This is a genomic window from Rhodobacteraceae bacterium M382, from assembly GCA_025141015.1.
Taxonomy (GTDB): domain Bacteria; phylum Pseudomonadota; class Alphaproteobacteria; order Rhodobacterales; family Rhodobacteraceae; genus Aliisedimentitalea; species Aliisedimentitalea scapharcae.
In genome coordinates this window covers 3,772,977-3,794,472 of the sequence record CP081098.1, presented here as the reverse complement: position 1 = coordinate 3,794,472, position 21,496 = coordinate 3,772,977, and the positions used below count along the sequence as shown (strand labels likewise).

Here is a 21,496-nt window from a genome sequence, read left to right as displayed (position 1 = left end):
ATGAAAAAAGTGACATCCACGCTGCTGGCGGCAGCGATGGCGACCGGTCTGACGGGCGGTCTGGGCGGGGCGGCGCAGGCCGAAACCCAGGGCGTGACCGCAGACGAGGTGATTTTTGGGTCGGTCAATGATCTGAGCGGTATTTTTGCCGCCGTGGGCGTGCCGGCGGTGAATGGCGCGAACCTGCGGTTCGACGAAGCCAACGCCGCGGGTGGTGTGCATGGTCGCCAGATCCGGTTCGTGGTCGAAGACAATGGGTATCAGATCCCGCGCGCGATGCAGGGCTATAACAAGCTGCTGAATCGCGACAAGGTGTTTGGCATGTTGTTGTCGCTGGGCACACCAATGAACATCGCCGGTTTCAAGCTGTTGGACCCCAAGGGCATCCCGAATGTCGGTCCGCTGTCTGCTGCGCGTGAAATGTTGTCCGAGCCGCTGGATAACAAATTCTCGGGTTTTTCGAGCTATTGGGATCAGGTCCAGGCCGGTGTTAAATATCTGGCAGGTGAATTCGACTCCAAAGAGATTTGCACCATGTACATCCCATCCGATTTCGGCAAGGAAATCGCCGAAAGCACCAAGGATGTGACCGCCGGGCTGGGTCTGACATTTGGCGGGGAAACCACGCATAAACCAGACGAGCTCGACTTTGTCGGGTCGCTGACCAAACTGAAGGCGGCAGGGTGTGACGTGATCACCATGGCGCTGGGTGTGCGTCAGGGGATCACCGTTGTTGGCACCGCAAAAAAGCTGGGTTGGACCGACGTGAAATTCATGAACACATCCGCCGGGTTCCTGGGCGTTGTGGCGGCTGTTCCGGGTGGCGTGACCGAGGGGCTGTATGCCTCGGCTGGCTGGGTCGATCTGAATGCACGTGCGGCGGACGAGGCCCCGGCCAAATTCATCGCGGACTACAAAGCCAAATATGACCAGCCAGCTGGCGGGTTCGCCATGTTGGGCTATTCGGCGGCTGACACGGTCGTGCGTGCTCTCGAAGCGGCAGGACAGGATCTGACCCATGAGAGCTTTATCAAGGGGATGGAGAGCCTGGATTATTTTGATGCACTGACCGATTCACAGATCTCCTATAGCGCGGACGATCACCGTGGTGCGGATGACATCGTCATTTCCATTGTCGAAGGTGGCATGTGGAAGGAACTGGATCGTCAGTAAACACTGCGGTTTATCGGATTGGGGCCGGGCCGGGAGGGGTCCGGCCCCTTTTTTTGTTCGAGACCTGTTGGGGGTGTCATGGGGGCCGTCGCGCCGGTGTCGGTGGCGAGATTGGATGCGGAAACACTTGAAATTATCACATTCAAATGTGATTATGGGTTAATTGACATTCCCAAGGATCCCATGATGCTGACACGCCGACATTTCATGACCACCGCCGGGTGCAGCATTGCTGTGGCCGGATCGGGTGCCAACCGCGGGTGGGCCGCATCTGAGATCACTCTGGGTCAAATGCAGATTCAAACCCTGTCGGATGGGCATCTGAGCTTGCCCCCGGATTTCATCTTTGGTCCGATGCCCAAGGATCTGTTGCCCCCGGTTCTGAAGGCCAACGGGATTGCAAGCGGACCGCTGACCCCGGAATGCAATGTGACCCTGGTGCGGGATGGTCAGAATGTGGTGCTGTTCGACGCAGGGTCCGGTCCGGCGTTTCAGGACACGGCCGGTCTGTTGGTGGATGCGCTGGATGCCGTCGGGCTGGTGCCCGATGATGTGACGCATGTGGTGTTCACCCATTGCCACCCGGACCATTTGTGGGGTGTTCTGGATGATTTTGATGATCCGCTGTTTGCCAATGCGGAACACATGATGGGCCAGACCGAATGGGACTATTGGTTCGATCCCGAAACCGTGAACACCATCCAGACGGAGCGGGCCACAATGGCTGTCGGTGCCCGGCGTCGGCTCGAGGTGTTGGAGGATCAGATGACCCTGTTCGGCGCGAGTCAGGAGATTTTGCCAGGCGTTGCAGCCGTGGCCAGCCCCGGGCACACGCCGGGGCATATGTCATTCGAACTGCGCCAAGGCAGCAACAGCGTCCTGGTGGTCGGGGACGCGATCGGGAATCACCATGTCGGGTTTGCCCGTCCGCAATGGCATTCCGGGTCTGATCAGGACCAGGTCCAGGCGGCGGATACGCGACAAATGTTGCTGGATCGTCTGGCTTCGGAACAGATGCAGTTGATCGGGTTCCACCTGCCGGGAGGCGGGATCGGGCGCGCAGAGCAGACAGATGACGGTTACCGTTTCATCCCTGATCCGGTGTGAACACTGGAATTTGATCCGCAGACATGTGTTGGATGGGGTTTGTTATCGGTTCAGTTGTGATGCTCAAATAACGCGGGTTTTTGGGTTCAGTTAAATTTTTATTGATTTGTTTCAAAGACCTGCCTCTGTGTCCCCGTTGTGATCGGTGACGCAAGAGGCAGTGCTATCGTAAAATAATCGTGAAATTCAGCTTTTTCGAATTTCACGATGGCGTAACTTTGCCCGGAATCATGATACCGAATTAACTATGTTATTCGGAGTTTTTCGGTGAAATCTTTATTGCACATTCGGTTATATGGCACATTTCTGGTGCGTTTGGCAGATGGCAAGGTTGTGCAGCTGGGTGCCAAGCATCAGGCTCTTTTGGGGCTGCTCAGCTCGGCGTCTGATGGCGTGCGGACCCGTAGTTTTCTGGAAAATCATCTCTGGAGCCTGGCGCAACCAGAGCAGGCCAAGGCCAGCCTGAGAACGGCGCTTTCGACGTTGCGCCGGAATCTGGGGCCCGAGGCAGGTGCTTTGCTGTCGGCCAATCGCGAACGGGTGATCCTGGACATGGACCGGGTGGAGGTCGAAGAGGGAGCGGGCCCTTTCATGGAGGGGTTTGCCCTGCCGCATGAGGAACAATTCTCGCTGTGGATTGCGCAGATGCGGGGCCCCGAGGACGCGGGTGCGGTCCATCACGCCGCAACGATCGGCGCTGTCGGGGATCAGGGGCGGATCGGAGTCGAAGCCCTGTTGCCGTCGATTGCGGTGTTGCCGTTTGCCAATCGGGCCAGTGCCGGAGGAGGCAACCCTTTGGGCTCGATCCTGGCCGAAGAAATGTCGCGCCTGTTGTCCCGCAGCCAGGGGTTCAGCGTGACCTCGTATCTGACAACCCGGCAATTCAATCCGACCACCGCGCTGACCGGTGACATTGCCCAGACCTGTGGCGTGCAATACCTGTTGACCGGGTCGGTGATTGTCAGCGGCCAGGCCTTTCGTCTGACGGCGGATTTGCAGGACGCCACGCGGGAACGGGTGCTGTGGTCGCGCGACTATTCTGGCAATGTGACCGAACTGTTGGCCGGAGATCCAAGTTCGCTGCTTGAACTGACCGGACATATCGGACGGACTGCTGTGGGCGAAGCGCTGCGGATGACGACCTTTCGACCGCTTGAGCAACTGGAAAGCCACACGTTGCTGATGGCGGGGATTTCGTTGTTGCAGGACATGCGGGCGCATCGGTTCAATTCGGCGCACGAATTGTTCACCCTGCTGGTGCAGCGCGAGCCGAACCATCCGCTGACCCTGACCTGGTTGGGGTTCTGGCATGTCATGCGGGTGCAAAAGGGCCTGTCCCCGGACCGGGATCAGGACGCCCGCATGGGCGGAGAGCTTGCCGACAAGGCGCTGCAGATCGACCCTGGTTTTTCCTTGGCGCTGACGCTCAAAGGGATGGTGCAAAGTCATCTGAACGGGCGCTTTGATCTGGCTGCCCATTCCTATGACCTGGCGATTCAGGACAACCCGAACGAGGCGCTTGCGTTGTTGCTCAAAGGGGCCATGCGGGCCTTTCAGGATGCTCCGAAGGACGCCGTGAAATTGACCGATGCAGCGCGGCGCCTGTCACCGCTGGACCCGCAAGGCTATTATTTTGATGCCTTGTCGGCCACTGCACAGCTGGCCGCGCATAATTTTGACCAGGCGGTTTTTCTGGCGGACCGGTCATTGCAGGTCAACCAGGCCTATCCCTCTACATTGCGGACCAAGGCGATTGCGCTCGAGATGTCAGGGCAGGGGGACAAGGCGCGCAAGGTGGTGCATGACCTGATGAAAATCACACCCCAGTTCACGGTTGGCCAATACCTGCGCGAACATCCCGCGGTCTCGTTTCAGGTCGGCCGGGATTGGGCCAAGGCCCTGCAAGCGGCGGGCGTACCGGAATAAAACACATATAAAACAACAAAGTTCCAAGGGAGGAATATTGAGATGGCGATCAGCGGAATTTCAGGTGGTGCGTCCGGCGGGGCATCGGGCGGGGCATCCGGCGGGGCGTCTGGTGGAGCATCCGGCGGGGCATCTGGTGGAGCGTCTGGCGGGGCATCCGGTGGGGCCTCGGGCGGGGCGTCCGGTGGCGCGTCGGGGACAAGCGGACTGGATGTCGGGGCCTCTGTTTACGGGGGGGTGACCGCGTATGGCGGGCCGCTTTCGGCCGGGATCATCAGCGCTCAGGACGGGATCGCCGGCCTGTGGGGCGGTCCGGAACTGCCGGTGACCCATCTTGCGCCGAACGCTCCTGGCGTTCTCAAGGAACACGCACCCTGGGTGCGCAGCTTTTTGGGGCTGCATGAATTGCAATCGCGGGTCATCGTCGAAGAAGATCACGATGCGGCCACGGTTGATCTGTTTGCGATTGGTGGCGACAGCAGCGGGTTGAGTGCACAGAAACTGATCCATATTTCCCGCCCTGGAGAAGACGTGTTTCAGGCGCAGATGGCGCATGTGCGCAGCTATGGTGATCTGCGTTTGGACAGGTTCGAGGAAATCCACACACAGCTAGGTTTTCCAACACCCTATTACGGGGCAATCGTGTCGCTGCATCCGGAACGCAATGCCTTTGCGCTGGAGTTGATTTCGCTGGCCCAGACATTTGCCGCAGCGGTTTCGATGCGGATCAAACGGGCATTGGCTTGTCGGCGGCCGGACGCCTATTCGGTGTCGGTACAACCGATGATCCCGACGCCGGGGCATCCCAGCTTTCCTGCGGCTCATGCGGTCGAGGCCTTTATTGTTGCAGGTGTTTTGTGGCGGCTGTGTGAACGGGTGGCACCAGATGGGGCGGATGCCGAAACCGTGGCGCTCTACACGGCGGCCAACGACCGCCGCCGGGTGATGCTGTATCGTCAAGCGGCGCGCATTTCCGACAACCGGGTGATCGCAGGGGTGCATTTTCCGGCGGATTCGATTGCCGGCGCTTCGATCGGGCTTACTTTGGCCGAGCTGATGGTGCGGGCCGCTGGGCGTGAGATTGACGTGCATGATGTGGCCCTGAACGGGCAGGAGATTGGCGGTCAAGAGTTCACCATGGGACAGGTGGTTGATGCGGCAACCGGTCAGCGGCGGCTCAGTTCGGGCGGTGACAGTCTGTTTGACGGTGCGCTGGAGGTGACGGCAATTGCCGGTGCGGATGACATTGCCGTGGCTCCGACGCTGCAATGGTTGTGGGAACAGGCGCTGGGAGAAATCCGGTGACAACGCTGACATGGCAGGCCCGGCCGGTGCCACGCTCGGCCGCAGGACATCCACAGATACGCCACCGGCTGGCTGAATGGCTGTGCGGCGACGGGCTCGATTTCTTGATGCACAAGCAGAAACACGCGGCTGCGCCGGAATGGTGGTTCGCCGTGCGTGAAGGCGGCCCAACTCTGGGAGCAGCCGAACATGGGCTGGACCCGGATCAGACCTATCGGTTGGCGGCCCCCCTTCCATTGGGGCAGGCCCAGTTTCCGGTGCCTGTTGCGGCGCAAGCTCCCGATTTGCCGATGGCGGGTGCACAACCCGAGGTGCTGGTCCTGGTGATCGACAATGCCATCTCGCTGGGTCATGAACGATTCCGCTCGGGTCCGGCCAGCAGTCGCATTCACGCCGCGTGGATCATGGACGCAGAGTGGCAGGACGGGCGGGTCCCATTCGGCCGGATGTGGCAAAAGTCTGAGATTGACGCACAGCTGACCACGCATGGCGATGATTTTGACGCGCTGTTGCGCAGCTTTGGTCAGGCACCGTCGCAGGCACCGGGGCTGCCGCTGGCCTGGGGCAACACCGCCCATGGCACCCAGATCGCCGATCTGGCGGCAGGTTATGCTGCTGGCGACCCGGACGGGGCGGCGGTCGGTATCATGGCGGTGCAATTGCCCTCGATGGTGTATTGGGACGCCGTGGGGGCCACGGTGGGCTTTTTTGCCATTCAGGGATTGCGCCGGATGCTGGCCCACGCCCGGACCCAGTTTCCCGGTGTCCCTGTTGTGGTGACATTTGCCTATTCCATAACCGGTGGCCCGCATGACGGCACCCATTATGTCGAAAGCCAGCTGGACGCTGCGGTGGAGGCACATTTGGCCGAAGGCGGCGCTCCGGTGTTTCCGATCATTCCGGCAGGCAACAGCTATGACGACCAGCGTCATGCCCGTGGGCAACTGGATGTTGGTACCGACCTGTCGTGGCGGTTGCCGCCGGGGGATCGCAGCTCGAATGTGTTGGAGATCTGGGTGCCGGACGGGGCCGACCCGACGGTGGCGATCACACTGCCTGATGGCAGTGCGTTTTCGGCCGATGCGGGCATCTGGGACCTGCAACGGGACGGTGATGTGATCGGGCGGCTGGCGTTCGAAGACAGCTTTGGCACCGGGCAGCGGCGGATCCTGCTGATCCTCGCACCTACCGATACCACCGTGGTCCGCGACGCGACGACCGGGGTGGCGAAACACCGCGCGCCAGCCCCTGCAGGGGCCTGGGGGCTGCGGATTTCGGGGAGCACGCCACAGACGGTTCGGGCCTGGATTCACCGCGATGACCAGGATTTTGGGTTTCAACCATTCGAGCCGCAATCCTATCTGGAGGACGCAGCCTATGAGGCCCTGCGCCGCCATCGCCCCAAGGGGCAGGGCGAGACCACAGTGCCCGATGGCGACGTCTCACCGATCAAACGCAGCGGCACGATCAGCGGCTTTGCCGGGTCGCGTCGGGCGTTGACGGTGGCGGGGGCACGGGCGCGCGACCGCCGGTTGTCGAAATACAGTTCGGCGGCGGATTACTCTGGCGGGATCGGCCACATTGCCCCCCTGGTCAGCGCGGTGTCGGATGTGTCCATTGTCAAACCGGGGCTGACGTCGGCCAGCAACCGGTCAGGTGGCAAACGCTGGCGATCCGGTACCAGTGCGGCAGTGCCGGTTGTGGCGCGCTGGCTGAGCAGACAGCTGCGCAGCGGCGGCTTGCCCAGCGTCATGACCGAGGCAGCCGAGGGGCATTTTTCGCTGGACCCGGACCTGGTGCAGGCTTTGTTTGAACGTCAGGGGCTGGGGCATCTCAACAGTTTTCCGCTGCCGGGGATCAATCCCATGCGCTAGCTGCGGCGCAGCTCAGCCCACCGGCGTGCTCGCGATGAAATCGCAGGTGCGCCGGGCCAATTCCGGCCCCACATCTTCCTGTAGGAAATGCCCGGCTCCCGGCAGGAGTGCATGGGGTTGCCCGTGGGCACCCGGCAGTTTTTGGAACACCCGATCCACCCCGGCCATCACCTTGTCTTCTGCTCCGAACAGGGTCAGCACCGGCGTATCCAGCGTGTGTAATACTGTCCACGCCTGCCGGTTCGGTTCTGCTGCCGGATCCTCGGGACTGTCGGGCACCAGCATCGGAAACTGTCGCGCGCCCGCCAAATGGCTTTCATCCGGGAAGGGCGCGTTATAGGCGGCGATCTCCTCGTCGGTCAGTTTGTTGATCGTTCCGCCATGGACAATGCGCCCCGAATTGAACGGTTCGGCCGCCTGGCTATAGGCGCGCCAGCTTTTGAAGGCGTCGTTCATCGGGTGGTCTCCGGTCGGAAGGGCCGTATTGGCCACCACCACACGGGCAAACCGATCCGGCATGTCGGCCCACAACCGCAGCCCGATCAACCCGCCCCAGTCCTGACAGACCAGGGTGATTTCGCGCAAGTCCAGCTGGATAACTGCGTCAGTCAGCCAATCCACATGGGTCTGATAGCTATAGTCCGCCCGTGCGACAGGTTTGTCGGACTTCCCGAACCCCACCAGATCCGGGGCGATCACACGATGTCCTGCTGCTGTGAAAACCGGGATCATGTGGCGATACAGATAGGACCATGTCGGTTCGCCATGCAGGCACAACACCGGGCCTTCGCTGGCGGGACCTTCGTCCAGATAATGCATGCGGATCGCATCGGGGCCGGATAACGTAAGGTAATTGGGGGCGAAATCATAATCCTTGAGCCCCTGGAACCGATCGTCGGGCGTGCGCAGCACTTGCATTTGTCTCTCTCCTCCCGTTTCTATCCAAGCGTAACAATTCTGCGGCAGCGCGCCATTGGAACGCCACGACACGAAAGGATCAGCCCCCATGAAAGCCATCACGTATCGCAGGCTCGGATCTGCGGCCGATGTGTTGCAGATCGAAGAGATCGACTGTCCGGCACCAGCCTCGGGTGAGGTCACCGTCGATCTGGTCTATTCCGGGGCCAACCCGTCCGATTTCAAGGCCCGTGCCGGAACCCGTGTCGGCGTCAGCGACCTGCCTTGGCCTTATATCATCCCCCACAGCGACGGATCCGGTGTGATTTCTGCGGTGGGTGACGGGGTGTCGCCAGGCAGGATCGGTGAACGGGTCTGGATCTGGAACGGCCAGTGGAAACGCCCGATGGGCACGGCAGCAGAACAGATCACCCTGCCGTCCGAACAGGCCGTTGCATTGCCCGCGGATGTGAGCCTGGAAACCGGTGCGACCCTGGGCATTCCAGGGCTGACCGCCGCGCACGCCGTATTCTGTGCAGGACCGGTTGGCGGCAAAACCGTCCTGGTGCAGGGCGCGGCCGGATCCGTCGGCCATCTGGCGGCGCAATTGGCCAAATGGGGCGGCGCAAAGGTGATCGCCACCTGCAGCTCCAAAAGCCGGGACCGGGCCAGGACCTCTGGAGCGGATGTGGTTCTGGATTACGCAGCAGCTGATCTGGGGGACCAGATTTTGGCCGCCAACGACGGTCGCCCTGTCGATCTGATCGTCGAAGTCGAGCTGGGTGCCAATATTGATGTTGATACCCAAGTCATTGTGGAAAATGGAACAATTGCCGCCTATGGCTCGGCTCTGAATATGACGCCGACGCTGCCGTTCTATCCATTGCTGTTTAAGGCAGTGACGCTGGATGTTATTCTGATCTACCTGCTGCCACAGGCACAGCGCGCCGCCGCGATCGCGGTTTTGAACGAGGCGCTGCTGTCCGGGGCGTTGCGATCGGAAATTTCAGTGATCTATGACAGGGATGATTTTGTGCAGGCCCATGAAACGCTCGAGGCAGGAAATCGGGCCGGTGGCGTACTGCTCAAGGTCGGTGGAACCGGCTGACTCCCAAGTGGTATAAGGGGGAGGAAAAAAGTTGTGTTCTTTTTGAAAATCCCCCTTGCGTCGCCCCAAAAGGCGGCCTAAATACGCGCTCACCGATGGGGTGTGGCCAAGTGGTAAGGCAACAGTTTTTGGTACTGAAGATCGTAGGTTCGAATCCTACCACCCCAGCCATCGGCCTTTCCTGAATGATCTAAACAGCTAAGCGATCCAGTTGACCGGAAAGTGACCCAGTTATTTTCGGGCCTTCTGAGTGGATTGGCGGAGTGCTGGCGCCTGCCAGATCAGATCATTGGTGATGGACGGGAATGTGGCCGCCCTCAGGGTCTTGGCCGCGCTCTGGTGACCCATTCTTTCCGCCGCCCCCCTTCCTTTTTCTGAGGGGGCAGCCAAGGTGCTGGGGAATAGGTATAAGTAATGCATAGGAGGCGGTGGGTACCTTCGATACAAGAGCGACATTGCGTTTGAATTGGCCCTGTTTGATAACCAGTCCAAATCAGAAAAGAGAAAATGAAAATGGGATGGATACAGTCCGTGAGCGGCAAGCAGGTCAGTGTCGTTCAACCTGAAGTTTGGATGATTGATATCGAAGACATTGCACATGCTCTTTCGATGTTATGTCGGTTCAATGGCCACGGTACCAAGTTCTACTCGGTTGCTGAACATTCGGTTCACGTTTCTTATGAAATACAGCCGGAGCTCGCTCTTGCGGGATTGTTGCACGATGCGGCGGAAGCCTACCTGGGTGATGTCCCGTCTCCGCTCAAAAAGCACTTGGCTGAATTCAAACTTTTTGAGGACAGGATGGAGCGGGTCATTGCCGAAGCCTTTGGCATGGATGCCAACGACCTGAAATGCCCTGAATTGAAACGTGCTGATGTGCAATTGCTTGTTGACGAAAAGGCGTCGCTGATGGTGCCCGAACCTGCGCCTTGGCCCGAAGGTGCCCCGAGCACAAAGCGGCCTGAGCGTATTCAGGCCTGGTCTGCGAGTCGGTCCAAGGACGAATTCCTGTCTCGGTTTTTTGAATTAACGCGCTCTTGAAATTGGGCCGACCAACAAAACCCATGGCGTTTATCCGACATGGGTTTGAACAACCAAAGATTATGCTGTCCCCAGTCTTGGGAACGCGGGCAACCAGTCTGTTCACTGTTCTGGTTGCCCGCCTTTGAGAGTTCTACTCGACCGGAATAAAATCTCCGGGCTTCCAGCTTTTGTCAAACCAGGGTTCGAGAGGTCCATAGAGACGCATCATCGCATTAAAGCTTCGACCCGGTGCGGTTTGGGCCCAGTTGTTTTCCCGACCTTCCGGAGCTTCGGGGCCGAAGTAGACGGTATAGCTGCCGTCGTCATTCGCTTTTATCCCTTCGCGGTTGGAATCGATTCCGCCGGAATTCTGATCGGTTTCAAGGATTGATCGGGTTTGGCCGCTGTAAAGCATGAAGGACCAGAAGTTGTTGGCAGGAACTGGGCCAGGAAGCGTTACGCTGTATGTCTTGGACCCATCCAGGTAGTCGCCATTCACATCCCGCGCAGTCATCGCATAGACCGAACCGGATCCGACCGGCGGCGAGGTCATCGCAGGCGTAATGCCCGTCGCCATGTAAAAGAAGTAGGTCCGGTCATCCAGAATACGAGCGCCATCTTCCTCGAACAAATAGCTTTGCCGCTGGAAAGGCGAGTTCCACTTGCGATCTTCATAGAAATAGACACCAGGATCACGCGCCGCATATGTAATCGAACGCGCAGTAGCATTGGCGATTGACGCAGCCTCGACCATGATGTCCCGCATCCGGGCATCGGGCTCAAAAGGTACCCCTTTTTTCAGACCGATAGAGGCGAAAGTCCCGACAATCTCAGGGTTGAATGCGCCAATCGGATTGTTGTCCAAGGCAACTTTGATTTCGTGAAAGAAATCTTCGTTGTTGGCGTGAACCGTGTTGTATTGAACATCTGAGACATTGATGAAGTTCTCGGCCGGGGGATTGGCGGCCTCGGACAGCGAATAGACGTTCAGACCCGCCTTGATTTCGGCCACGGGACCGGCGGTGCTACCGTCGGCATCCGGCGAACGACGCAACAACAGCCAGTGTTCATTGGTTTTTGTGCGCAGCTCGAAATACCCTTCGGGCACGGGCGTTTCATCATCGTGATGAAGCAGCAGATACTTGCCGCCTTTGCCCTTGTCCGCACCCAGCGCACCGATATCTGCAACATATTCAAATGCCGCGTCATCCAGCAGCCCCAGCAATCCGGCAGGCACTTCGATGACGACCGGGCCGTCCGCGATATCGACGTTGGATCCGATATAGATCGTTGTCGTATTCGGCGTCAGCCAGATCGACCTTGCGTTCATCAGGGTCTCGGTGATGACAATGTCATTCGGCGCAGCGCCTACATCCTCGTATCCCTGGAACATGCCACGAAGCGATGCGATCTTCATTCCATCAAGAAACGCGGTGGTGGCCCGCATCAGATCCAGATTGTCAAAAGTCTTTTGCACGGTCTCTGGCAAAGGCATCCCGTCAAAGAACCGCAAATCACCCAGAGTTCTGGTGCGGACAAGATCGGGCGTCAGAACATTTTCCGGGACAGCCGCCGCATATTCCGCAGTCGACTGCGCGGGCATGACAATCTCTTCTTGTGGTAGCGCCTCTACAGTTTCATCCAGCAGGACAAATTCGACGCGACGGTTCAGGGCGCGACCCTCATCGCTCTTGTTCGAAGCGACCGGGCTGATGGAACCCGCCCCCATGGCAACGAGACGTTCGGGCGCAACATTGTAGGGCTCACCCATCAGCGCATTTCGCACCGCCGCAGCGCGACGATGGGATAGGCTGACGTTATAGTTGAAATCGCCGACGCTGTCGGTGTGACCAACAATGGCCAATCTCATGTTCGGATGCAGCCCCATAGCACTTGCCAATTTGAACAGCACCTGATTTGAAGTGCCGCCCAAATCGGCGCTGTCGGTTTCGAAAAAGCCGCCGCTCATGGAAACGCGGCCCTCTTCGACCAGAACTTCGCGGACGCGTTCGTCCGTCAGTTCTCCAATGGCTTGGGCACGGATGTCTGTTCCGGGTTTGCGCACGGTTTGCGCATGTCCTGTGCTGGCGGCCAATCCAACGGTCAACGCCAAGGCAGCCGTACAGGCCTTGAGCTTAAAGCGTGTTTTCATGGTGAATCTCTCCCTTGTCGTGAACAAATGTTTGACCCACTTTGTGGCCCGCATCCCGCATCCCGCGGCCCCGTCCAGGGCCACGAGTCTTTGTCATTTGGAACGCCAAATTACTGAGTGATTTTTTCTAGATCCGGCAGAACCCAGCCGCTTTGCAGCCAACCTTCTTCTGGCCCATAAAGGCGGAACAACAGGAAGTAGCTTTCAGGGGTGGGGATCCAGTTGCTTTCGTGCCCTTCCGGTGCCTTTGGGCCAAAATAGATGTCATATGATCCATCGTCGTTGGACTGCATCATATCGGCATCGCGTGACGACAGACCAACGGGATCGACGTTGCGGATGAAGCTTTTGGTCTCCATAGAATAAACGATCACTGACCAGAAATCCCGCGCAGGCGTGTCGGCGGGGACGTTCAGCTTGTAGGTGGCGTTGTGGTCATACATGTCGCCGTTGCTGTCGCGCAGTCCGGTCAGATAAAAGGTGCCGCCGCCCAAATTCTTGGGCAGGTAAGTGATCCAGAAATAGCTGCCGCCCGCGCGATCATCGACCAAAACTTCGGTGTCGGTTTCATAAGGGAAACCGGCTTCGGCCTGACCTTCGGCAAAGTCCCAGACGAGCCACTGGGTTTTAAGGGTGCCGTCCTTGTCCTTCCACAAGGGAACGGTGGAAAGGCCCGGCTCGACAAAATAGCGCTGCATGGCGGCATAGGCCAGAACCAGCCCTTCGTTCATGGCCTTCACCTGACGCTCGGTCGGTTCAAACGGTTTTCCCTTTTCGATCCCGAGATCCTTGAGGAAATTCACCATGATCTTGTCCTGTGGACGGATCGGGTTGTTCTGAACGTAGTCGTTCAAGTCCTGAAAATAGGTGTGATTGTAATAGGGCAGCGAGTCGTATGGGACTTCTGACGCCTCGTGATAGGTGTTGGGGGGCGGGTTGTCGGCCTCGGACAGGTAATAGATCTTGATGGTCTGCGCATAGTCGGCGGCGTCCAGATCGGTGGCCCCGTTGTAAAGACGTGGACGGAACGAAAAGCCATACTCGTAGGTGTCGGTTTCAAAAGGGAGATACCCGGCGGATTTCATATCCTCGATCGACATGTCGCCGTCATAACCGGGAGGGATCATCAGGTATTTGCCACCTTCGCCCTTGTCAAAACCGTCTGGCCCGACATCAGCAATGGGCTGATCCCATGCATTCACGATGGTACCAAAATAGCTGACAGTGTCTGTGGCTGCCGGAACTTCGATTACCAACGGCCCCGGTTCCGAAGTCATCGAAGCCCAGGCATAGGCCGTCACGTCATTGGCCGTTAGAAAACCGTGTTTGGAATCAAAGGGCTTATTCAAATAGATAACATCGTTGTAGTCACCGCCAAGATCCCGGCGGATGCCTTTGAGAAAGTCGATCATCCCAGCCGCAGGCATACCCCAAAGCGCCGTCTGCGTCGCGCGCTGAACCATGATTTGATATTCGATATCTTCGACCTCAGCCGACCGCGCCAGAATATCGCCCGTGTCATTAAAGGTCTGCGCCTGAGCAACATAGCCTGAGAACAACAGCCCCGTGGCGAGTGCGAAGGTGGGCAGGAATTTGATAGATGACATGGCAATCTCCGTCGAAATTTGGGAACCCTAAAAGCAGATTGGATTATTGCATAAAGACGGTTGTCAGAAATATCATTTCACGACAGACTGGAAAAAAGGAGTTTCGCGCTGTCCAAACCGCCTGCAATGATTACCGCAAAAGCACTGGGAGCAATGCCCGATTTTGCTATCTCTGAATTGGGCGAACGAAAAACCCTTTGTCTGTTGTCTGACTCTGGATTGGCTGAAAGTCTGATCAGAGAAAGATTGGGCTATATCCCAGAGAACGCGCTGTGCGAATTCGTGACTGGAATTGGTCGCGCATTGGGCGAAGACTGTCTTGGTTTATTATTCTCGCCATATCTAACCGTAAAGGATTATGGCGCTTGGGGCAGCTTCGTACTTGCTGCCCCCGATTTGGGAGCGGCCCTCTTGCGGGCGCAACGCGAAATGAGGTTGCATTCAAACACAGACCGCGTCGAGTTCGTCCAGCAAGGTAACACGGTATCCTACGCATATAAATTCGGCCTAAAAAACCATGTTAGCTACCCTGATATGGCATACAGCGCCGTTGCCGCCATGCTGAGCATCCCGCGATCATATCTCGGGCAAAACTGGTCTCCCTCAAGAATCGAGTTTGATTTTCCAAAAGAACGCGGGAGTGGGCAGGCCGAAGAAACATTTGGTTGCCCGACTTTGTTCGACCGCCCCAAGCTACGACTGGTTTTCCCAAAATCCGTTCTCGCGGCACCGGCACTGAAACCTGGACTCGCAATGCCGACGACGCGAAGCGATATCATCCGGGAACGCCAAACACCGCCAGCGAACATGCTTCAGTCAATTCGGGTTGTCGTGGACATGCAGATTGCCGACCGCAACGCGTCACTCGAACGCGTGTCGCAGGCAATGGGTATTGGGCCTCGCAGCGTTCAACGCCAGCTTTCGACATATGGAACGCATTTTCGCGAGCTTTTGAATGCCGCAAAAATGGATCGTGCCTGTGAACTTTTACGTCTGAAAGGAAGCTCCATAGCCGGAGTGGCTGATGCCTTGGGGTATCGAGAGCCAGGAAATTTCACGCGCGCATTCAAGACACGCTTTGGAACGTCTCCATCAAAGTACGCTCGCTCCGCTTACACATTGGTCAGGTGAATTGGATCCCAGGGCCAGACGCGCACCCTGTTGCCGAAATCTCGCCTTTCGGCAGCAATGACGCCTGCCGGGCAGCGAGTGCGCACATGCTGCAAAACACGTATGGCTGGGGGCCGGTCGCTCTATCATTTGCGCGATCTGGTCGAATGTGGCTTCAGCAGGTTCAAGATGGTTCGCCGTGTCGCACCCCGCGATGACAGGCGTCCATAGGTCTTTCGGTCAGGAACAAAAGACCCTTGCCCGGCTCCCGCCTGAGCGTCCTGGTTTCAGCTTCCTAGGCCAGCAGATCGAAGGTATCGCCGCGGATCTGGATGTTGATCGCGCTTTGGCCGCCGCCATCGACCAGCGCCCAGATGATCTGTTCGGTTGGTTTATAGATGACAAAGGCCTCCCGCACTGCGTCATCGCCTGACCGTTCCCCGGCGGCGTTGGCGGTATGGGCCAGGTTGACCTGGAAATCGCTGGCCGTGGCGGCGACACCCCCCCACAGCAACACATCGCCGTCCGCGGCCACATAATCCTGCACCCAGTCGGACCCGTGTCCTTCGACACCGACGTGAAAGAATTTGTCCGCCCCCGACCCACCATTGATCCGGTCATGACCAAAGCCGCCGTTGACAAAATCATTGCCCGCGCCGCCAAACACCAGATCGGAAAACGCCGAGCCGGTGATCACGTCATTGCCATTCTGACCCTGCAGGTCATCGACGCCCGCGCCACCGGCGATGGTGTCGTTGCCCGCCTGGCCAAACACCTGGTCGTTGCCCGCGCCTGCGTCGATGCTGTCGTCGCCTTCACCACCGAAAATCTGATCACGCAGATCGTCGTCTCCGGGTCCGCCGATGATGGTGTCATTTCCCGCGCCGCCGTTCAGCGTATCCGGCCCGGTGCCGCCGTCGATGCTGTCATTGCCATCATTGCCCACCAGCCGGTCGGCGTCAGCAAAGCCTAATATCGTGTCATCACCCGCCGTGCCGATCAGAACATCGGGGCCGGGCGTGCCGGTCAAATCCACCTCTGAGCCGGGAAGGTCGAGTGGCGTTTCGCTTTCTACCGTTGGAACCGGCGCACCGGTGATGACTTCTATTGTTGGTGGCACCGCAGGATCGTAAACGTCGGTTGCGATTGCCACCAGTTCGCCCAGATCCTGTTCCAACCCGGTGAGGGTGGCCAGAACCTCGGTTCCATCCGCGTTGGTCAGCGCCAGCGATGTTACCGTTCCCTGCGCGGCGGCAAGAAGGTCTTCACGCGTTGGTGTCAAAAGATCATCTGGCAGGCCAAGCCCGGTGCCACCGATAACCAACCGCGCCCCGCCCAATTGCAGGACGATCTCGGTCGCAGAGCGGGAGACCAAGGGGCTGTCCGCCAGCAGGAAATCGGGCTCGAACAGGTCCGCAGCCGTCAGGTCCAGCCCGGCCAGCCGGGTCAGCACGGCCTCGCCAGCGGTGGCTGCCGCAATGGCCGAGGCCACCAGAGATGACGCAAGCGTGTCACGGGTCAGCGGCGCATCGCGCGTCACGCCAGTTCCGAGCGCTTCGGGGTTATTGCCCTTGCCGGTGACGTCAATCAGATCTTCCAGATAGACATTCCCGTCGATCAGCGTCCCAGACCCGTCGCTTACTTTATTGTTGGTGAAGCTTGTGGCGTTTTCCCCTGTCGGGTCGGTGCCGGACCGGGACAGGACATTTACCTGTGCAGACGGGTTCGAATAGATCGCCGCACCTTGGCTAGCATTTTCATACTCATTGGGACCGTCCTTGCCGAAGCCCTCTAAGCGCTGCCAACGATTATAGACAGCGTTTTGATCGAATTGCGTGGACGCAATAGAGATTTCACCACCCTCTGCGGATATTGCGCCACCACGAACTGCCATGTTCCCTGAAAACAGTGAATCGGTAATCTCAATTGTTCCGGACGCATTAAAAATGGCGCCGCCTTCTGATGGAGTCTTGGTGTTATAAGAACTCTTCTTTCCCCATGGGATGTTGCCAACGGCTTCAGAGGCATACATCCGGTTTCGGGTGAAATCCATTTCGTGAATTGTGATGTCACCGCCTGAATTCAACAGCGCCCCGCCATCCTGGGCGTTCAAAAGGGGGGCCAGTGGTTCCATCCTTTCCCCGCCATCAATCCGGAAGTCGGACAGATATACCTGCGCTTCTGAGTGAACGTGAAACGCCCTTGTACCCATTGTATTGGCCACAAGGGTGCCGCCACCTGGGGCGCCCAAAATTGTTAAATCACCATGGATGTCAATGTCACCATTCCGTGCATTGCCTTCGCTGGATAGAAGTTGTGAGCGGTCCAATCGGCCGGTTTCGACTGAGTAACTCGTGGAATCCAGGCTCAGGGTATATGTGAGTGGAGCCAGCTGAATCGAATCTGGCCCCTCTTCGGCGTTGGCCTGTATGATGGCCTCGCGCAGGCTCAGAACCCCGTCGTCGGGATCCAGCGTATCGGACGTTGTGGTGACCAGGATTGTGAGGCGCGGCTGAACAGTCTCGGACGTGCTGGTCAGCGTCTCATCCGTGCCTTGCCCATCAGTAAAGGACACCGCAATGCTGACGTCTTCGCCCAAGTCTGCACCCGTCAATTCATAGGTCGCCCCGGTTGCCCCGTCGATGTCGGCTCCGTCGCGCTGCCATTGATATGAAAACGTCCCCAACCCGTCCGCGTCGTCGATCCCGCTGGTATCGGCAGTCAGAGTGTTGCCCACATGAGCGGCCCCACTGATTTCCGGAGCACCGGTTGGGGCGTCATTCACGTTTGCCACTGCGGCGGTTGGCGTGCTTGAAACGGTCTGCGTTCCGCCCGTGTCGGTGTACGACATACGGACCGAAACCGGCTGGCCCACATCGTTCTGCGTCAGGCTATAGCTGTCCGCCGTTGCCCCGGCGATATCCACCCCGTCCCTTAACCATTGATAGGCAATGGTTGATGTGTCGATCGCGCTGGTGTTTGCCGGGACGGCGGTCAGCGTTTCCCGCTGTGTGGCGGATCCGGTGATCGCAACCGTCGGCACCGGGGCCAATCCGTCAGTCGAGACGGTTTGATCGTCGAACTGCAACTGCTCGATCCCGGTCAGCGTGTCGACCCCGTCCACAGAGCTCACGATGACCTGTTCGGCCCCGAACGTGATTTCGGCATCTGCAAACAGGCCGGAAAAGAGCGCGGTATCAAGGCCCGCACCGCCGTCCAACACGTCGTTGCCCGTGCCGCCGCGCAGCTGATTGTTTTGGGCATCGCCCGTCAGGTCGTCGGCAAAGAGAGATCCCAGAATGTGCACGAAATTGCGCAAATCGTCCGCGGCGGCATCCCCGCCCGAGGCCAGGTTGTCCAGCAGGTTCACGGTTACGCCTGCGGCCGAGCCACCATAGCTGAGCGTATTTGCACCGGTGCCACCATCCAGCGTGTCACCACCGCCGCCACCTTCGATCGTGTCGTCGCCCCCAAGCCCGTTGATCAGGTTGGCATCGTCGTTTCCGCGTAGGTTGTCGGCGAATTCCGACCCTTCGAGGTTTTCGATCCCGCTCAGGCTGTCGCCTTCGGCGTCACCGCCCGTCGTGGTTCCGGCACCGAGGTCCACGTCGATGGCATCGGGCGACGCGCTATAGTCGGCGGTGTCGATACCGTCGCCCCCCAGCAGCGTGTCCGCGCCGGCCAAACCGGCCAGAGTGTCATTCTGATCAAGACCTTCGAGGCGGTTTGCTGTGTCGTCCCCGGTCAGATCATCTGCAAAGGTCGAACCGGTCAGGTTCTCGATGCTGACAAGAATATCACCTGTGGCATCCCCACCTGTTGTCTCCTCGGTTTCCAGGTTGATCGTCACACCTGCGTCCGAGCTTGCGTAGCTTGCCGTGTCGGACCCGCCTTCGCCCTGGATATCGTCGGCACCGTCGCCGCCTTCGAGAACATTATCGTTGGCGTCGCCAAACAAACCGTCTGTCCGGGACGTTCCAATCAGGTTCTCGATGGAAACCAGCGCATCGCCTTCGGCATCGCCACCCGTGGCGGTCCCCGTCGCCAGATTGATGCTGACCTCCTGGCCCGAGCTTGCGTAGCTGGCAGTGTCGCTCCCCTCGCCACCATCCAGCAGATCCGGACCGCCGAGGCCCTCTAAAGTATCGTCGCCGCCCAGACCATAGAGGTAGTCAAGTTCCGGTGTGCCGGTGATTGTGTTCGCCTCGTTATCCGAAAGCGCAACGAACTGTCCGCGAATTTCACCTGCGGGGTTTCCGGTGGTGTGGACATTAACGTACAGATCCACGTCGTTTCCGACGATGGCGTTGCCAAGCGGAACAGAGAAGAAATCCAAAGGCGTGGATGCCGGATCCAGGGCATCCCATTGCCCTTCGATCGTCAGCACTCCGCCGCTCTCCGACAGGTTCAGATCGTTCGGATCCTCGGTCTGGATGTTAAAGACGACTTCGCCATTGGTGCCACGTGCCCCGGAATGAAAATGGATTCCGGTGACGTCATCACTTATGTCGGCTGGAAAAGGTCCGGACTCCGGCAAGACCAGGCTGTAATCCAGACCGGTCAGGAAAATGCGATACCACAGCGTTTCGGAGAAACCGGTATTTTCGTACAGCGCGTAACCATAGCCTGTCGCAGTAGACGCCACACCGGGCACTTCCTGTAGTCCATCCAACGATATCCGGAAAAATCTAGCCATCGTCCATCCCCCACCCAATAGGCGGCCCCGCGGCATGACGATCATGGGTTTTACCGAAAGCAAAAAGGCCCGTTGGTCGACTAAATATCAGAAAAACTTAGACAAAGATACCATTCTGGCCCAATCTGACTTGCAACAGGCAGCAATGTCAGAGGTGGCTGAACCCTGCGCACCACCCTTGGATGAGCGCCGCGAAGTATTGATATTCCTTAAATTGCATGAGTGTCACGAGGATATGACAGAAACAGAAACGCTCGGGATAATGCGTCTGAAGGACCCGAATGAGGCGGCGGGTCTTGCCCTGCGTCTGCTTGCCGGAGAGACGCCGTTTCGCGATATGCCGATGGGCATGTCGGGGGGCATAATGCTCAGCGCGATTGATCGGAATCATTATGTTTTCGCGCGACGGGCGAACAAGGCGGTCGGCTTTGCCTGCTGGGCATTTACTGCGCCCCAAGGTGCCGAGGACTGGATGCGCAAGGGAATACCGTTTGAAAGCTTTGAAACCGCTACACCAGGGGCTGCTGTTGTTGTGCTCGCAGTACAGGCAATCGACACCGAAACAGCCCGGTTTCTGATCAAGGGATTGCGGGACAACCAACTGGCGGCAATGGATCTATGTTATTATGTCCGTGACTACGGAAAGAACGGAAAGACCCCTCGTTATGTCCGTCTCATCCGCCCGAAAGTGCGTCGGCTGCCGAGAAGCTGAGGAAACCCACAGTCTTGTCGAGGACCAGAGCGCGCAGCTGCGTCCTGAACCCGAGCCAAGGAAGGCATTGGCCCAACCCAAAAGTCAGCCCGCTCAGACGATGGGCAGGCGGTCGCGTGGCACCAGGCAAAAGGCAACAAACCCGATCAGCGCGCGGCCGACCGGGTTTGAAGCAGAAGGCCAGAGGGATCCGGCCCAGGTTGGAAGGGGTTAACCGTTCCGGTTATTCTGTCAGCGGTGCTTGCGCTGGCCCTTGTGGTGGCCGTTGTTGCCGCGATTGTTGTTGTTGTGGTGGACCCGGTCTTCGAAGTCATCTTTTTGAACCGCACCAGCAACAGCTCCGACTGCGGCTCCGACCGCGGCACCCTGGGCGGCATCGCCACCGGTGGCTTCAGCGACAGCCGCACCAGCCACGGCACCACGGACGGCTTTTTCGGCGACGTAATCAGCCTGGGCGCTCATCGGCAGGGCCAACATCATTGCGGCGGCGAGGGTTGCGAGTACGGTGTTTTTGCGTGCGTTTGTCATGGGTTCCAACCTTTTTGACTGTGGCGTTCGATGTGTTCGCCTTCTGACACTGAAGGTAAGGAAACCACCGTCAAATGAATTTTGAATTTGGGACATTTTATTTCGATATCGGGACATACCGTATTTCCCACAACACCGATCAGGCGCTGCAAATCCCGCCACGTTTGGTGCAAATGTGCAGACACCTTCTGGGATGTGGTTCACGCGCTCCGTCGAGCCTTGGGGCCCAAGGAAAGGGGCAGGGGACATTTGGTGAATTCAAAGCGAAAGACCAAAGT

General features: G+C 58.5%; 14 protein-coding genes and 1 tRNA gene. 10 read left to right on the top strand and 5 right to left on the bottom strand.

The features are described from left to right. The 5 genes from K3727_17595 to K3727_17575 all read left to right on the top strand — a co-directional run bounded on the left by K3727_17595 (position 1) and on the right by K3727_17575 (position 7,385). Positions 1-1,173, top strand: coding sequence for an ABC transporter substrate-binding protein (locus tag K3727_17595; protein UWQ90558.1), 1,173 nt, complete (start codon positions 1-3; stop codon positions 1,171-1,173). Positions 1,174-1,356: 183 nt separating this feature from the next. Further along, positions 1,357-2,280, top strand: a complete 924-nt coding sequence (locus tag K3727_17590; protein UWQ90557.1) for an MBL fold metallo-hydrolase — start codon at positions 1,357-1,359, stop codon at positions 2,278-2,280. A gap of 267 nt (positions 2,281-2,547) precedes the next feature. Then, complete coding sequence (locus K3727_17585; protein ID UWQ90556.1) at positions 2,548-4,206, top strand: transcriptional regulator; 1,659 nt, start codon at positions 2,548-2,550, stop codon at positions 4,204-4,206. A 42-nt stretch (positions 4,207-4,248) separates the two neighbouring features. Beyond that, positions 4,249-5,511: a phosphatase PAP2 family protein gene (locus K3727_17580; GenBank protein UWQ90555.1), complete on the top strand. Its 1,263-nt coding sequence runs from the start codon at positions 4,249-4,251 to the stop codon at positions 5,509-5,511. Beyond that, entirely contained in the window at positions 5,508-7,385 is a 1,878-nt protein-coding gene (locus tag K3727_17575; protein ID UWQ90554.1) for a hypothetical protein, read from the top strand. Before K3727_17580 ends, K3727_17575 begins: the two co-directional genes overlap by 4 nt. Before the next feature lie 12 nt (positions 7,386-7,397). On the opposite strand, the gene K3727_17570 is transcribed toward K3727_17575, so the two are convergent. Next, entirely contained in the window at positions 7,398-8,303 is a 906-nt protein-coding gene (locus K3727_17570) for a haloalkane dehalogenase (GenBank protein UWQ90553.1), read from the bottom strand. A gap of 88 nt (positions 8,304-8,391) precedes the next feature. On the opposite strand from K3727_17570, the gene K3727_17565 reads away from it, so the two are divergent. The 3 genes from K3727_17565 (at position 8,392) to K3727_17555 (ending at position 10,431) form a co-directional block, all read left to right on the top strand. Further along, positions 8,392-9,390 carry an NADPH:quinone reductase gene (locus K3727_17565; GenBank protein UWQ90552.1) on the top strand — a complete coding sequence of 333 codons (999 nt, stop codon included), beginning with the start codon at positions 8,392-8,394 and terminating at the stop codon, positions 9,388-9,390. A gap of 96 nt (positions 9,391-9,486) precedes the next feature. Next, a tRNA-Gln gene (locus K3727_17560) sits at positions 9,487-9,561 on the top strand. 342 nt (positions 9,562-9,903) lie between these two features. Next, entirely contained in the window at positions 9,904-10,431 is a 528-nt protein-coding gene (locus K3727_17555; protein UWQ90551.1) for a hypothetical protein, read from the top strand. Positions 10,432-10,564: 133 nt separating this feature from the next. On the opposite strand, the gene K3727_17550 is transcribed toward K3727_17555, so the two are convergent. Together K3727_17550 and K3727_17545 are read right to left on the bottom strand one after the other, a co-directional pair. Then, the gene (locus K3727_17550) at positions 10,565-12,565 is read right to left on the bottom strand and encodes a DUF1214 domain-containing protein (protein UWQ90550.1); all 2,001 of its coding nucleotides are present in this window, start codon (positions 12,563-12,565) and stop codon (positions 10,565-10,567) included. A 110-nt stretch (positions 12,566-12,675) separates the two neighbouring features. Beyond that, positions 12,676-14,172, bottom strand: coding sequence for a DUF1214 domain-containing protein (locus tag K3727_17545; protein UWQ90549.1), 1,497 nt, complete (start codon positions 14,170-14,172; stop codon positions 12,676-12,678). Between the two features lie 60 nt (positions 14,173-14,232). On the opposite strand from K3727_17545, the gene K3727_17540 reads away from it, so the two are divergent. Further along, complete coding sequence (locus K3727_17540) at positions 14,233-15,303, top strand: AraC family transcriptional regulator (protein UWQ90548.1); 1,071 nt, start codon at positions 14,233-14,235, stop codon at positions 15,301-15,303. Positions 15,304-15,577: 274 nt separating this feature from the next. Here the strand turns inward: K3727_17540 and K3727_17535 are convergent, their stop codons facing one another. Next, complete coding sequence (locus K3727_17535) at positions 15,578-19,978, bottom strand: CHRD domain-containing protein (GenBank protein ID UWQ90547.1); 4,401 nt, start codon at positions 19,976-19,978, stop codon at positions 15,578-15,580. 34 nt (positions 19,979-20,012) lie between these two features. Here K3727_17535 and K3727_17530 point away from each other — a divergent pair, with 34 nt between their 5' ends. Further along, on the top strand, positions 20,013-20,690 hold the full coding sequence (locus K3727_17530) for a hypothetical protein (protein ID UWQ90546.1): 678 nt from the start codon (positions 20,013-20,015) through the stop codon (positions 20,688-20,690). Positions 20,691-20,921: 231 nt separating this feature from the next. On the opposite strand, the gene K3727_17525 is transcribed toward K3727_17530, so the two are convergent. Beyond that, positions 20,922-21,218, bottom strand: a complete 297-nt coding sequence (locus K3727_17525) for a hypothetical protein (GenBank protein UWQ90545.1) — start codon at positions 21,216-21,218, stop codon at positions 20,922-20,924. Positions 21,219-21,496: the final 278 nt, after the last annotated feature.